The following is a 16,349-nucleotide window of genomic DNA, read 5'->3' on the forward strand; positions in this document are numbered from 1 at the left end:
TTGCTGTAAATTTATTATAAACAAATAAAAGGATGTTTCCAACTCATAATTTGTTTGTACATTTGTAACGTTTAAAAGCTTAGAACGAACCAACGTCACACTTTACAAAAGAAATATAGGAGTATATAACAGCCTCTTCAAAGAAGAAATATCAACAGTTTTATAAGCCATAAATCCCAATCATGAATGGAAAGAAATCTATTAAGTAAGAATTTAATAAGTATGCGTAAAATAACTATTAACAAAGGAATTATATCTTTTCGTACTGTGATACTTGCACTGATGTTACTTACGTTGCATAGTGTTCAAGCACAAGAGTACCATGAAGAGCCACCATTAACATTCCGCCCTTTGCTGCAAGAGCTTGGAACAGAATTGCTGCAAGGAAAGAAGGGGAGTATTGTTGCCGTTGACCCGGCTACAGGTGAGGTTCTTTGTATGGTGACTAATTCACCTACAGGACCAAATGATGCCCTTGCGATAGCGACAGCTTACCCTCCAGGCTCAGCTATTAAGCCTGCTCAAGCATTAGTATTCCTCTCAGAAGGAATCGTCAAGCCAGACACAAAGATAGCCTGCCATGACGGCTTTCGTGATGGGAACATAAAGGTGAAATGCCATCCTCACTACTCACCAGAAGCATTGGCGGGCGCATTGGCTGTCTCTTGTAACACTTGGTTCTTGAAGTCTTATCTATCTATGTTAGGTAATACACAGAAGTATGGAAGCAAGGAAAAGGCTGTTACAACATGGTGGGAATACATTGTAAGTATGGGACTTGGTGGACCATTAGGGATTGATATGCCTGGAGAAAAGGGTGGATTGGTTGCTAATGTGAACTATCTATCGCGTAGATATAAGAATAATTGGGACCCAAAGACCATCATGTGGGCTGGTATGGGACAAGGAGATATCACTGTCACACCGCTTCAGCTCTGTAACTTAGCGGCTTCTATCGCTAATCGAGGCTACTTCTTCACACCACACATTCATAAGAATGTTGACTGGTCACCTCTGTCTTCACGCTTTACAACCCCTCGACAAACGAAAGTACCACCTTATATATATGCAGATGTCATAAAAGGAATGCGCTTGGCTGTAACCAAGGGGACTGCAACAGTCCTTAACGGAACAACTTATCCGGTCTGCGGAAAGACAGGAACAGCCGAAAATTCTGGTAAAGACCATTCTGTTTTTATTGGTTTTGCACCAATGAATGAGCCAAAGATTGCTATTTCTGTTTATATAGAACATGGTGGGTTTGGTGCTGATGTAGCTGCTCCTATAGCAGGTTTGATTATGGAAAAGTATCTTAAAGGTAAACTGAGTTCGAAGTCACAAGCTATGGCAAAGCGCATTGAACGTATTAACACAATTACTAAATAAACCGTGGTTTGTAATAAAAAATCATGGAGTAGTATTCAATAGATGCTTATCAACGCTCAAGAAGGGCGTCTTCTGTCTCCCAGAAGACGCCCTTCTTGCCTATTGAAAACGCCCTTCTCAAAGCTAATTAGGCGTCTTCTTCTAATGAGGTATGTAACCTCTTAATTACTTGATAGTTACCATCTGTATGCAAAAGACTTTTGGCTCTCAAAATAAGGGACGTAATAGCTCCTCGTTGTAATAAATATTCATAAAGGCGTATTACCGTTTCTCCACTAACTATATCAGTCTCATAATCCACTAAAATGAATGATATAAAAGAAAAAGTCCCCATTCTCTCTCCTTGAAAACAAGGTTAGAGAATGGGGACAAAGCTTATTAGATTATTTTATATTCTCATGACCTCCTTAACACCCTTCACTGTTCTGAGTTTCTTGATAAGCATATTCAACTTGGAATTATCATCCAACAGGACTACAAGATTACCAGAGAAAAGGCCATCATTAGAGTCAATATTGATAGAACGCATCACTATCTTCTCGTCTTTTGAGATGATATTGGAAATGTTACTTACAATACCAATGTCGTCATTACCAATGACACGCAGCGTAATAGCATACTGAGAGGAACCTTTACCGCTCCAACGTGCCTTAACAACACGGTAGCCAAAACGCTTGCGCATCTCTGGTGCGTTCGGACAATCCTCTCGGTGAATCTTTATACCTCCGCTGACTGTCACAAAGCCAAAGACAGGGTCGCCATAAATTGGGTGACAACACTTTGCAAGTGAGAAGTCTAATCCTTTGAGGTTCTTATCTATAACGAGTACATCATCATTCTTCTTCAGATACTCTGTCGTAGGATTTTCAAACTCAAAGTTCTCTGCGCTCTCCGTCTCCTTTGTCTGATTGAGGTTGTGCGCATGGTTATAAGTCTTCTGATACTCCTCGATAACATAGTTAGGGTCAAGTTTCTCATCAGCAATCTGCTTATAGAATTCAGAGACTTCCTTGAACCCTAACTTGCGAATGAGCTGTCCCATTGTGGAGTCTTCAATCTCAATCTTCTTGTTCTTAAACCTACGTTCGAGTAGTTCCTTTGCATACAGGCCATCCTTAACCTGTGTTTCTTTCAGTGCAAGACGTATCTTTGCCTTTGCACGCGAAGACTTACAGATATTCAACCAGTCACGGTTAGGCTTCTGTGTCGATGAAGTTAGTATCTCAACAGAGTCACCACTATGTAACTCGGTACGGAAAGAAACATTCTTACCATTAATCTTTCCACCTACACATTGATTTCCTATCTTAGAATGAATATGATAAGCAAAGTCGAGTACAGTAACTCCTTTAGGAAACTTAAGCAAATCGCCCTTTGGTGTAAACACATAAATCTCCTTTTCATAAAGGTCAGATCTAAACTCATCCATCACCTCCAGGTTGTTACCAGCCTCAAGTGCTGAACGAATAGAAGCCAACCAGTTGTCCATCCCACCTTCTGCCTTCACTCCCTTGTATCTCCAGTGAGCAGCAAGACCGTGTTCAGCAATCTCGTCCATACGTTCAGTACGGATCTGTACTTCGACCCACTTTTTATCAGGGCCAAGTACTGTGATGTGCAGACATTCGTAACCATTCGACTTTGGTACGGATAGCCAGTCGCGCAGTCGCTTAGGGTTAGGCTGATACATATCCGTCACAATGGAGTATGCCTGCCAACATTGCATCTTCTCTTTATCCTCTGGTGAGTCGAGAATGATGCGGATAGCAAAGAGATCATAGATTCCTTCAAAGGCACACTTCTGCTTCTTCATCTTCTGCCAGATGGAATGAATAGACTTTGTTCGACCTTTTATGTGGAATTTAAGTCCTGCGGCTTTAAGCTGTTCACTGACCGGAGTGATGAAACTACTTATATAAGCATCACGTACCTTCTTAGTGGCATTGAGCTTCTCCTTTATATGATAGTATGCATCATGCTCCAGATATTTCAGCGATAAGTCCTCAAGTTCACTCTTAAGCTGGTAAAGTCCTAACTTATGAGCCAATGGGGCATAAAGATAACTGGCCTCTTCAGATACCTTACGCTGGGCTTCTTTATTCTCTACATCACGTATCTGACGCATGAGATTGACGCGGTCGGCTATCATAATCAAGATAACTCGCATGTCTTCTGCAAAGGATAACAGAAGGTTGCGGAAGTTCTCACTTTCGATAACTGGTGTCTTCTTGTAAAGTGCATGTACACGGATAAGACCATGAATAATCTTCGAAACGCCTTCACCATATAGCTTACTTATCTCGTCAAGAGTTATTTCTCCTTCTTCAACACTTTGATACAAAAGTATTGAAAGAACAGACTCACGATTTAACCCTATATCCTTAACAGCGATAGCAGCTGTTTGTAAAGAACATAATATAGGGTTTAACTTAAAGACATTACGCTGAATACGGTTATCAGCAATCGTCTTATTCAGATGGTCACGCAGCTTTGGAAGATCATTCTCGTAGAATGTTTGCCCAAGTGTTTCCTTAAGTTCTTCGAGTATCTTTTCAGACAACTCCTTCTCTTTATCCGTATAAATGAATTTCTCTTCCATAGGCATAATATATCTATTAACCAAGGCAAAGATACAAAGAAAATTGAAATAACGAGAAAGAAATGTGTCAAAGAGTTTCTTTCTTTCGGTTTAATTCGTTATTTTTGCAGATATAATACAATCTTTTTAATACCTTACCATTATGTTAAAGAAAGAAGACCTAAAACAAATTCATGATAAAGGAATAAGTGAGGAGCAGATTAGTAAGCAATTAGAAGACTTCAAGAGAGGTTTTCCTTACTTGAAACTTGAAGGTGCTGCAACCCCTAAGAAGGGTATTACAGTACTTGACAAGGATGCTTGCGAGGATGTTTGCCGTGCATGGAAAAAATATCAAACAAGTGGGCATAAGGTTGTTAAGTTCGTTCCTGCGTCTGGTGCAGCCAGCCGTATGTTTAAGGATTTGTTCGCATTCCTCAATGGTAGCAATGATGCACCAGTGAGTGACTTTGAGAAAGAGTTCTTTTCTAACATCCATGACTTTGCGTTTTTCAATGAATTATCAGCTAAATGCCAACAGTTAAAGGGTAAAAGTGCGGACGAACTATTAGAGGAAGGACACTATAAAACAATTGTTGCCACCTTATTAAATAAGGAGGGCTTGAATTATGGACAGCTACCTAAGGGATTGCTTCTATTCCACTCATACGCTGACGGAGCACGAACGCCAATGGAAGAACATTTGGTTGAAGCAGCACGTTATGCAGAAAGTAACAAGCAGGCACACGTACATTTCACTGTATCACATGAACACTTGGCCTTCTTCAAGCAAAAGGTAGCTGACAAAGAGACTGGATATGAGGCTAAGTACGGTGTTAGCTTTGATATTTCTTTCTCTGAACAGAAGCCGAGTACAGACACGATAGCCGTAAACCTTGATAATACTCCTTTCCGTAATGAGGATGGTTCGTTACTCTTTCGACCAGCTGGTCACGGTGCACTCATTGAGAATTTGAACGATCTGGATGCTGATGTTGTTTTTATCAAGAATATAGATAATGTGGTGCCCGACCGCCTGAAGGACGAAACCATTAGTTGGAAGATGATTATTGCAGGTAAACTTGTTGAATTACAGGAGCGCGCTTTTGCTTATCTCCACAAATTAGAACAGGGCAATTGTTCTCGATCTGAGCTTGAAGAGATGGCTGATTTCCTACAGAAAGAACTTTCTTGCGAGAAACACGACAGGTCTTCTCTTGATGATGCAACACTGGCAGAATACCTATATAAGAAGCTAAATCGTCCTATGCGTGTATGTGGTATGGTGAAGAATGTAGGCGAACCCGGTGGTGGACCATTCCTCGTTTATAATCATGATGGGACAGTAAGCCTTCAGATTCTTGAAAGTTCACAAATAGATAAGAACGATGAAACATCTATGAAGATGTTTACAGAAGGTACTCACTTTAACCCTGTTGATCTTGTATGCGCCATTAAAGACTACAAAGGTAATGCCTTTGATTTGACAAAGTATGTTGATAAAACAACAGGCTTCATCAGCTCTAAATCGAAGAATGGTCGTGAACTCAAAGCTTTAGAGCTTCCAGGATTGTGGAATGGGGCGATGAGTGATTGGAATACCGTCTTTGTAGAAGTGCCACTCGGTACTTTCAACCCAGTAAAGACTGTCAACGACCTTCTGCGTGAGCAGCATCAATAAACATCAGAAGGACAGTCCTAAATTGAGTAGATAAAGAATAAAATACTTCCCAACTGTTGGAAATTATATTTCTAATTGGTTGGGAAGTAGTTTATCTAAGCCTCACCACCTATTATTATAAGCATAATAAAGTTTCTATCTACTTGTTTCAATACATTATATTATCGTTTATCATTATTTCAACAGAAGTTAGTCACCAATCTAACGAAAGTCTAATCATAATAGATAAGATGTATATGGAACATGTAACTTATTATTAAGAAGACATCAAACAGCCGAAAACCAAGATAATCTATCTGGTTAGTGAATAGCTTATTTCTTAAAGATAAGACAATATAATCTTGTGAAATACGATTAAGAAGACGAGAGGATAGCATTTTAGTTTCAATGAACAGCAAAAAAAATAAGAGAAATCTTGTAGGGTTCAAATAAATATTATACCTTTGCCACACAAAAGACACATTCAATGATGTTTCACTTTATGAAACGTCCACACACAATCAAATGTAATTTCCCATACATATTTATATGTTTAGTAAAGAAGAATTATTAGAGAAAGAAGTTTCTGAACTTGAAACTATTGCTCAGAGCACAGGTGCTACCTATTCACCAGGAGATGACAAGGATAAGCTTGTTTATGCTATTCTTGACCGACAAGCTGAAGAGGCAGGCACAGCACACCCCTTAGAATCAAAGCGTAAGCGTACCAGGATAGCACGAAAGGATACTGATCGAGTTTATTCTGTTCATGGTGAAGAAGGGGAGAACTTTGATGTACAGAAGAATAAGGCTACGACTGCGAGTCAGCAATCTTTATTCAAAGACCTACCTGAATCAAAAGAGGAAAAGACTGAAGAGAAGTCTCCAGAAGAAATATTAGCATCTATTCCTAAGCATCGTGGCCGTAAGTCAAAGGCTGAATTAGAGGCTATTGCTGCTGCTGAAGCAGCATTAAAGGCTAAGTCTGAAGAGACGCCACAGGTTGAGGAACCTGTAGAGGAAGAGCAAGAAGAGAAAGCAGAACCTTCTGTTCCAGAAGACTTTATCCCAGAAGACCAGTTCTCTAACACACCTTCGCAAGAAGAGAATGAAGGGAAAGAAGAATTGCTCGCACGTCTTCAAGAGAAAGTGAATGCACATAATATGAATATGGATGCTGGCTATGCAACTACACCTGACGGGGTGTGGGCAGGTGATCCAGGCGATGGGACAGATTTTATTCCTGTTGTTGACTTACCAATAGAGGACCAAGGTGTTGTTCCAAACTATGATATGTTTGACCAACCAACACTACCTCCTCAGATGCCGTCAACCCCTATCTATGATAATGTACCATCGGTAAACAATGCTGCATACGATTTTTCTGATATCATAAAAGCTAATGGTGTTCTTGAAGTAATGCCTGATGGGTATGGCTTCCTCCGTTCAAGCGATTATAATTACTTGTCATCACCAGATGATGTATATATTGCAAACAACCAGATTAAGCAATATGGTTTGAAAACGGGTGATGTTGTGGAATGCCACGTACGTCCACCACATGAGGGCGAAAAGTATTTCCCATTGACAAGTATTGAGAAGATTAATGGTCGTAACCCGTCAGAAGTACGCGACCGCATCCCATTCGAGCATCTTACTCCGCTCTTCCCAGATGAGAAATTTAGTCTTTGTGGTGATCCACGAACAACTAATCTCTCAACACGTATCGTTGATCTCTTCTCACCAATCGGTAAAGGACAGCGTGCTTTGATTGTGGCTCAACCAAAGACAGGTAAGACTATCTTAATGAAAGATATTGCAAATGCTATTGCAGCCAACCACCCAGAAGCTTACTTGATGATGCTTTTGATTGATGAACGTCCTGAGGAGGTTACGGATATGGCACGTACTGTAAATGCGGAAGTTATTGCCTCTACATTTGATGAACCAGCAGAACGCCACGTAAAGATTGCCGGAATTGTTTTAGAGAAGGCGAAGCGAATGGTTGAGTGTGGTCATGATGTTGTTATCTTCCTTGACTCTATTACTCGTTTGGCACGTGCGTATAACACTGTTGCACCAGCATCTGGTAAGGTATTGACTGGTGGTGTTGATGCCAATGCACTGCAAAAACCAAAGCGTTTCTTTGGTGCTGCACGTAATATTGAGGGTGGTGGTTCTTTGACGATTATAGCAACAGCCTTGATAGATACTGGATCTAAGATGGATGAAGTTATCTTTGAGGAGTTCAAGGGAACAGGTAATATGGAGTTGCAGCTTGACCGCAGCTTAAGTAACAAACGTATCTTCCCAGCTGTGAACTTGGTTGCTTCAAGTACTCGTCGTGATGACCTCTTGCAGGATCGTACAACACTTGACCGCATGTGGATACTTCGTAAGTATATTGCTGATATGAATTCTATTGAGGCGATGAACTCTATACACGATCGTATGAGACGTACAGAGAACAATGAAGAGTTCCTATTGTCAATGAATGATTAGTATGATCAGATTATAAAACTTGCTTTTCTTTCAGAAAACAGCAAGGTAAGTAAATAAAATAAAATGTATCAAAAGTGTGAGACAGAACGTTTCCTTTTGATACATTTTTTGTTTTTGTACTGTCCTGTAGAAATCTATAAAGGCCGATGCTTTTGGTTTGCTTTAATTTTATGTAGGCTTAATTTCTAATCATACAAAACTTATCAAAAATAATTTTCCTGTCATTTCTGTCATCATTCTCAATTATTTAACAAACTAATATACAATAAATTAGAGCCAAATGTTAAAATGACAGCAAACGAAATAAAAACTTTATTCTATAATAAGGAGGAATTATTCCAAACTTATAACAACCAATAGAAACTCTTACTTTTTGATAAATCTTATATTTGTATAGCCAACAAGCATGTCGGTTCGTCCTCCTTGTGGGCGGTAATAAATAAGTGCTTGATAGCTGTTTTCTGTTTGGTAATGACCATCGTCTACTTTGAAAGATGAGAGTCTACCTTGTTCATCAGCAGCAAGAAATTGATAGTTGTAATAACCAAATTTCAAAGGGACTACCGCTTCATAATATCCTCCTGTGGAATTATATTTCATCTCATAAGCAGGAAGCAGACGGTTATATGTCCAATCGCCATTCAGAAATATTCTGTAAGGGTAGGGTGAGGGCGTTTTTAACTGAAAATGGCTCAACATATAATCACTTGTTGTATTTATCTCTATATTATCCGAGTTGCGTATCAAATATGCGCCATCAGCATCCTCGTCATAGAGATAATTTAATAAAGGGGCAGTAGGGAAGAGATAGGCATGATAGTTCTTACCATCCCAACTAATTTTATCTACGCCCATAGAGGTATAATCTGTTGAAAGAATCTCAAACTTTCGGTACTCATTACCCGCCCAAAAGATATAGTCTTGGTTATGTGACCATCTTAAACCATTTGACATAACATATTGAGGCTTACTGTTCCAACGAGCATCAAGCCAGTTACGATTTTGTAACACAACTGTCTTAATTTGTTGTTGAGGGTTACTAACCGTATAATTACCATAATCTACCTGCATCTCAGCTTGTTGTTGATCGCAATTAATAGACTGGTCGGTTTGTGTGGTTATATTCAATCTTACCCCCATAGAACTTTCCACAGGCTCTGTAAGCATAAAACACGCTGTAAGCAAAGGCAGGGCAGAGCTATTATCATCATCATCGTATATGTAAAGACGATAATTACCAGACAACTTTGGACGGCATTTATCATTGGGAATATCCAAATGATAATGTGTATAAAGAGTGTTTGTTAGTGTAGACTCCTTTACATTATCTATTGTATTTCCTGCAATGAAACCATCTACGATATCGCTTTCAAAGAGTCCGACAGAAGGTTTCCAATCAGCCTCACAATGCTCTAAACGATAGGTCAGACGACGATAAGTATGCGTAAGATCATCAAAGTCTATACTTATCTTACCATCATCGAGTACCATGACAGGTAGGTCCATCCATTTCTGATTAGCAACAACCTGCAATGAACGAAAGTTCTCGTCATGAATTTCATGGCGTTGCGCAGAAACAGAAATAGGTAAAAAACAAACTAAACAATAGACAAATGGTAAGGTTAATCGCTTCATTCTTCTTTACTCAATAAATCTTTAAGGAAATTATCGAGGTCATTATCTAAATCATGCATGAGATCACCACCAATGATTGCAATGTCATCATCAACAAGATAAAGCTCTGCAATATTATTCTTATCATCATCTTCAAGAATGAAGCTATAAGGTTTCATGATAGACATATTCTCTACTACATCCTTAATACGATTAAGAGCTGAACGCAAGATAATGGCTATCTCTTGATAGAAATTATCACTTTTGTTGTCAATCCATTGGTCTATTACACAGCGAGTAATCTCAACGTCACTATCGTCAAAAGCCATAAGATCACCGCTATCTTGTGATACACGTAAATGAATATCAGTCATTGGCATGTCACAATCATCAGCAGTAAACTTCTGTGCAACCTTCTTCAAAAAGCGTTCAATCTGTTGTTGGGTTTGTTCGGTTTCTGTCATCTCAATGATTATAAGTTGATTTATTACAATGGCAAATATACAAAAAGTTTTCGAGTTTGTATAGATGTAGACATTTTTTTACGTTCTTTTTTTGATGGTTATAAAAAATATATTATCTTTGCAACATAACTAATTGACATAAATCAGTTAAAAATAAGGAACTAAAAAGAAATGAAACAAACAATACTTGTTACTGGAGGAACTGGATTTATAGGTTCACATACAACTGTTGAACTAATTGAAGCTGGGTATGAAGTTGTTATTATTGATGACTTATCTAACTCTAAAATAGAGGTTTTAGATGGTATTGAGAAAATAACTGGTGTTCGTCCTGCATTCGAACAGGTGGACCTTCGCAATCGTGAGGCAACTGAGAATGTCTTTCGTAAATACCCAAAAATTGAAGGTATTATTCATTTTGCAGCTTCTAAGGCTGTAGGTGAGAGTGTACAGAAGCCTCTGATGTATTATAGAAATAACATTGTTTCATTGATTAACCTCTTGGAGCTCATGCCTGAATACAATGTTAAGGGCATCATCTTCTCAAGTTCTTGTACCGTATATGGGCAACCAAAGCCTGAGAATCTTCCTGTTACAGAGAATGCTCCACACCAGAAAGCAACTTCTCCATACGGTAATACTAAAGAAATTAATGAGCAGATTATCTTAGACTATATTCATAGTGGTGCGAATATTAAGAGTATTGTATTAAGATATTTCAATCCTATTGGTGCACATCCATCTGCCTTGATTGGTGAGTTACCAAATGGTGTTCCTAACAACTTGATTCCTTTTGTTACACAGACTGCCATGGGAATCAGAAAAGAACTAACTATCTTCGGCAATGACTATAATACTCCAGATGGTACTTGTATCCGTGATTATATCTATGTTGTAGATTTAGCAAAAGCTCATGTAGCAGCAATGGCACGTGTACTTGACCAAGAGACAGATAAGATAGAATACTTTAATATCGGTACAGGTAGTGGTAATTCAACAAAAGAAATTGTTGACACTTTTGAAAAGGCTACTGGTGTTAAGGTAAATTGGAAATATGGTCCACGTCGTGAAGGTGATATTGAAAAGATTTGGGGTGATTGCACCAAAGCCAACACAGTATTAGGTTGGAAGGCAGACACACCTTTGTCTGACGTTCTTGCTTCTGCATGGAAATGGCAGGAGAAGCTAAGAGAGGACGGAATTATGTAATTTTCTTTTTTTACGATTAATATAAGTCAAGATTAGTAAACAAAAACAGTATTGCAGGTGAAACCTGCTTTATTTTGTGTTTGTGTTGTTGTTATCCCTCGATGTGAATCGGGGGATAATTTTTTTATGCCTTTTAAATCTATAAAATCTTATAAACAGTAATAGTTCATGGGAGTAATTATTATCATTCCATCAGTAAACTATATGATTATATATTATCTAATAGAAAAGTAAACAATCCGTATTATCGAACAACATATAGGATAAAAAGATTAAAAAAAGAAAACTTTTATATGCGTAAATTTGCTAATTTCAGATATAATCTATACTTTTGCACATGATATTTGCGTTGTGCAAATAATTTAATAGATAATCACAAGGGTATGTCAATATCAAAGACAAGACAAAAGCTCGTTGATGTAGCGCGCCAGCTTTTTGCGAAGAATGGCATTGCAAACACAACAATGAACGACATTGCTAAGGCATCAGGGAAAGGTAGACGTACGCTCTATACTTATTTTAAGAGTAAAGATGATGTCTATTATGCCGTTATTGAGTCGGAGTTAGAACGCCTATCTGATAAGTTAGACGAGGTAGCAGCGAAGAGTATAAGCCCTCAAGATAAAATCATCGAGCTTATTTACACACATCTTAGTATGATTAAAGAGACTGTTATGCGTAATGGTAATTTACGTGCAGAGTTCTTTAGGAATATTTGGATGGTAGAGAAGGCACGAAAGAACTTTGATGAAGACGAGATAGAACTTTTCCGAAAGGTTTATTCTGACGCAAAAGAGGATGGAGACTTTGACATAGAGAATGTAGAACTTGTTGCTGATATTACCCATTATTGTATTAAGGGACTCGAAGTTCCATTTATCTATGGGCGATTAGGACATGGTTTAACCGAGGAGTCTTCACGCCCACTTGTAGCAAAGGTTGTATATGGTGCTTTAGGTAAAAATGGTTTGAAATAATTAACACTAAGGCGCAACCCATCATTCAGTTTGTATATTCATAAACTAACAATATAAATCAAAACAACATGAAATTATTGGAAGGTAAAACAGCTCTGATTACAGGTGCTGCACGTGGTATTGGTAAAGCAATCGCATTAAAGTTTGCAGAAGAGGGTGCAAACATTGCATTTACCGACCTTGTTATCGATGAGAATGGTAAAGCAACAGAGGCAGAGATTGCTGCTAAGGGCGTAAAAGTAAAGGGTTACGCAAGTAATGCTGCAGATTTCGCACAGTCAGAAGAGGTTGTAAAGCAGGTTAAAGAGGAATTTGGTTCTATTGATATTCTTGTTAACAATGCAGGTATAACAAAAGATGGTCTTATGCTTCGTATGACTGAGCAGCAGTGGGATGCTGTTATAGCAGTGAACCTTAAGAGTGCTTTCAACTTCATTCATGCTTGTGTTCCAGTAATGATGCGTCAGCGTAATGGTAGTATTATCAATATGGCCAGTGTAGTCGGCGTACATGGTAATGGTGGTCAGGCTAATTATGCTGCATCAAAGGCTGGTATGATAGCCTTGGCTAAGAGTGTTGCACAGGAGATGGGCCCTAAGGGTATCCGTGCAAATGCTATCGCTCCTGGTTTCATTGATACTGCAATGACACAGGCTTTGAACGACGACATTCGTAAGGAATGGACATCAAAGATCCCTCTCCGCCGTGGTGGTACTGTTGACGATATTGCTAACACAGCAGTATATCTTGGCTCTGAACTATCAAGTTATGTGTCTGGTCAGGTAATCCAGGTTGATGGTGGTATGAATATGTAATACATGCTCCCTCTCTCCTTATATCATACAGATATAGGAGGGAGGGAGATATGCTAATGTCTCTCTGAATTACATTTACAAACCCTTATCTTATATATATAAGGTGGGGAATACCTTATTCTAATTACTCAGACATACGTAGTAATCAACTTATAAGTTACTCTTTTTATTGTTAATCTGTTTTTATAACTCTCTTGTAAGGTATTGTTGACTATGAAAGTACTATACGAAGATAATCATATCATAATCGTCTATAAGGAAGCAGGCGAAATAGTTCAAGGTGATAAGACTGGTGACGAACCATTATCTGAGATTGTCAAACGATGGATTAAGGACAAATACCAGAAGCCTGGTAATGTTTTCTTAGGTATTGTGCATCGTCTTGATCGTCCTGTTTCAGGATTAGTTGTATTTGCAAAAACGTCAAAAGCACTTACAAGACTTAACAATATGTTCCGAAATGGTGAGGTGCATAAGACTTATTGGGCCATTGTTACACGTCCACCATTTGAGAAAGAAGCGACATTAACAGACTGGCTTGTACGTAACGAACGACAGAATAAGAGTTACGCCTATAATCACCAGGTCCCTACATCCAAGAAATCTATCTTACATTATAAAGTAATCAATCAGTCTGAACGTTATACATTACTGGAAATCAACCTAATGACTGGGCGTCATCATCAGATTCGTTGCCAACTTTCTAACATGGATTGCCCTATAAAAGGCGACCTAAAATATGGCGCACAACGCTCTAATTCAGATGGTAGTATCAGTTTACTAAGCCATCGAATCGAATTTATTCACCCTGTTTCAAAAGAGAATATTTGTGTAGAATCACCACTCCCTAACGATAACCTATGGCAGGCGATAGGCAATTTCTAAATGGAATTATAGACAGACAACCACATACTATATATTATTTTTCCGAGTAGCAGATAAAGTTTATGGGCTGAAATTCACAAAGATTGAATTTCAGCCCATAATCGTTCAATAAAGAAAGTATTTTATACTAACCTTATCTTCAGCCTTTTCAATTAATAAAGTAAAATAGCCATCCAATTGAGAAAGATAAAATCACACATTATTACAAGAATATTTTTTATTTTGTTTTGCTGTCATATTTAACATTTCACACAATCCTTCTGTAAACCAACAAGTTAAGATACGATAACGAATGACAGTAGTGACAGCAAAATTATTTTATGGTGAAATACGTTGTCATCGACCTACAGTGGCAGAGCATACAGGAGACTAATATCATGAGAGAACTAAGTCTTGCAAAAAGCATACCCTTGAAAGAATTATTCAAATTATTCAATATCATCTTCACTACAGCGTTAAATACAAAATATAGCAAACAAAATAACATCTTATTAGTAGAGTAGAGACCCTGATAAATGGCTTATAGAAAGTCATGAACCAACACCATATAACCATATCTTTACAGACAAATTTGGTTATACTCTATATGTAATGAATAAGAATATCACGAGATAAATTTATTGAAATTACAAATTATCATCTCATCATCTATGACATTCTCATACGGGAATATGATTTATAATGAGTCAGTAAGCCTGTGTTGTAAACCTTTTTCGTACTTCTAAAAAAAATACTTGCCTTTCATACTGCAAGAAGACGCCCAATAAGATTAAAGAACATGCTCTTCTTAACCGTTACAAAGGCCCTTCTTAAGTCTTATTAGGCATATTCTCTTTTGCTGTTTATAACTAATTGGTTTACTGTTAGTTGTAAACCTACTTTATACAAGAATACTCCTTCTCATTTAATGATATTTACAAGTATGTTTTGTAAGAGTTTTTTACATTAATCTCCACTATTAATCTTTAGACTTTAAGATAAGAATATTCATCTACAACATTTTAACTTGTAAGAATATATATGTGTTACATGATAACGTATTGTCCTATTCCTCTGTACCCTTCTATGGGAGGATAAAGTCTTATTCCTCTCACAGAAGAGCACAGATGTATAAGAGTGTATGTTTTGTTCAATTGTCATCAGTGTACGAAGACAAAAAGAATTTGCTATAAAGGATATATTTGTAATATCTTTATAGAAAGTAGGATACCAAATATTACTACCTTAATTTATTCCATGCTCATTCAGTGCTTTTGCATACTTTGCAGCGTTTTTCTGATGCTCCTCGTATGTCTTAGCAAAGTTATGGGTTCCACTAAAGTCTTCTTTCGCACACATATAAATATAATCATGGTGCACATAATTAAGTACAGCATCAATTGCTGCAACAGAAGGGATGCGAATAGGACCAGGAGGAAGACCACGATATTTATAGGTGTTATATGGATTATCTATCGTAAGCCACTTCTGATAAATACGATGAGCAGTGAAATTCTTAGTAGCAAACTTCACAGTTGGGTCGGCTTGGAGAGGCATGTTCAGGTGCAAACGGTTGATATACATACCCGCAATCTTTGGCATTTCAGCCTCATTATCCGTCTCCTCATCCACAATACTTGCGAGTGTAACTATCTCACTCTCAGTAAATCCAGCCTGCTTAGCTTTCTCTTTACGTTCGAAATTCCAGAACTTCTTATTCTCTTCACTCATCTTATCGAGGAACTTATCGACAGAAGTATTCCAATAAAAGTCGTACGTATTAGGAATAAACATTGCTGGGATAGTCTCTGGCGTAAAGCCATATTTCTTACATACCTCTTTTGATTTGAGGCGTGAAAGCAGTTCAGCACGTGTAAACATCAGTTTTTCACTTACGTCTGTAGCAAGGTCGTCTATCGTTCTTACAGACCGTATAGTTATTTTCACTGGTGCTTGTAAACCATTAATAATGTGACGTGATGTCTGAAGTGAGCCAGAAGAGCCTACAACAAATCTACCAGGACGTATCTTTTTCGCATATCCCATTACCCCAGCAATCTGCTTAAAGACCCAAAATCCTTGAGGAGTTGAGAGCGGTTGAAGCTTGGCATATACAGAATCAATATTGTCATCTTCGTCAATCTGAATGTATGTCTCATTACCTGTACGAGACATTCCAGAGAAGAAAAGAAAATATGTTACACCAGCTAATACGACAAGAACTGATATTAAAATCCAACGGGAAGTTGTTCCTTTTCCCTTCTTTTTATTCTTACTCAT

At 38.0% G+C, this 16,349-nt stretch carries 11 protein-coding genes; 7 read left to right on the top strand and 4 right to left on the bottom strand.

The genetic code is table 11. The features are described from left to right. The first annotated feature begins 222 nt into the window (after positions 1–222). The gene (locus AXF23_RS05180; protein WP_107624537.1) at positions 223–1,386 is read left to right on the top strand and encodes a penicillin-binding transpeptidase domain-containing protein; all 1,164 of its coding nucleotides are present in this window, start codon (positions 223–225) and stop codon (positions 1,384–1,386) included. Between the two features lie 388 nt (positions 1,387–1,774). On the opposite strand, the gene AXF23_RS05185 is transcribed toward AXF23_RS05180, so the two are convergent. Continuing rightward, entirely contained in the window at positions 1,775–3,985 is a 2,211-nt protein-coding gene (locus AXF23_RS05185; RefSeq protein ID WP_107625804.1) for a RelA/SpoT family protein, read from the bottom strand. A gap of 142 nt (positions 3,986–4,127) precedes the next feature. Between AXF23_RS05185 and AXF23_RS05190 the strand changes: the two genes are divergently transcribed. After that, complete coding sequence (locus AXF23_RS05190) at positions 4,128–5,645, top strand: DUF4301 family protein (protein ID WP_107624538.1); 1,518 nt, start codon at positions 4,128–4,130, stop codon at positions 5,643–5,645. A 528-nt stretch (positions 5,646–6,173) separates the two neighbouring features. Further along, on the top strand, positions 6,174–8,126 hold the full coding sequence (rho, locus tag AXF23_RS05195) for a transcription termination factor Rho (RefSeq protein WP_107624539.1): 1,953 nt from the start codon (positions 6,174–6,176) through the stop codon (positions 8,124–8,126). A gap of 366 nt (positions 8,127–8,492) precedes the next feature. On the opposite strand, the gene AXF23_RS05200 is transcribed toward rho, so the two are convergent. Beyond that, the gene (locus AXF23_RS05200) at positions 8,493–9,761 is read right to left on the bottom strand and encodes a type IX secretion system plug protein (protein WP_107624540.1); all 1,269 of its coding nucleotides are present in this window, start codon (positions 9,759–9,761) and stop codon (positions 8,493–8,495) included. Next, positions 9,758–10,204 (bottom strand): hypothetical protein, encoded by a 447-nt coding sequence (locus tag AXF23_RS05205; protein ID WP_107624541.1) that lies wholly within the window; start codon positions 10,202–10,204, stop codon positions 9,758–9,760. The genes AXF23_RS05200 and AXF23_RS05205 overlap by 4 nt, the downstream gene beginning before the upstream one ends. A gap of 171 nt (positions 10,205–10,375) precedes the next feature. On the opposite strand from AXF23_RS05205, the gene galE reads away from it, so the two are divergent. The 4 genes from galE (at position 10,376) to AXF23_RS05225 (ending at position 14,090) form a co-directional block, all read left to right on the top strand. Next, positions 10,376–11,413, top strand: coding sequence for a UDP-glucose 4-epimerase GalE (galE, locus tag AXF23_RS05210; RefSeq protein ID WP_009010736.1), 1,038 nt, complete (start codon positions 10,376–10,378; stop codon positions 11,411–11,413). A gap of 383 nt (positions 11,414–11,796) precedes the next feature. Beyond that, a complete protein-coding gene (locus AXF23_RS05215; RefSeq protein WP_009010737.1) occupies positions 11,797–12,390 on the top strand; it encodes a TetR/AcrR family transcriptional regulator in 594 nt (197 codons plus the stop codon). Between the two features lie 68 nt (positions 12,391–12,458). Beyond that, entirely contained in the window at positions 12,459–13,205 is a 747-nt protein-coding gene (gene fabG, locus AXF23_RS05220) for a 3-oxoacyl-[acyl-carrier-protein] reductase (protein WP_107624542.1), read from the top strand. A 213-nt stretch (positions 13,206–13,418) separates the two neighbouring features. Next, the gene (locus AXF23_RS05225) at positions 13,419–14,090 is read left to right on the top strand and encodes an RluA family pseudouridine synthase (RefSeq protein WP_107624543.1); all 672 of its coding nucleotides are present in this window, start codon (positions 13,419–13,421) and stop codon (positions 14,088–14,090) included. Positions 14,091–15,314: 1,224 nt separating this feature from the next. On the opposite strand, the gene mltG is transcribed toward AXF23_RS05225, so the two are convergent. After that, positions 15,315–16,349: an endolytic transglycosylase MltG gene (mltG, locus tag AXF23_RS05235; protein ID WP_107624545.1), complete on the bottom strand. Its 1,035-nt coding sequence runs from the start codon at positions 16,347–16,349 to the stop codon at positions 15,315–15,317.

Origin of the sequence: Prevotella sp. oral taxon 313 (genome assembly GCF_003043935.1) — a bacterium.
GTDB lineage: Bacteria > Bacteroidota > Bacteroidia > Bacteroidales > Bacteroidaceae > Prevotella > Prevotella jejuni.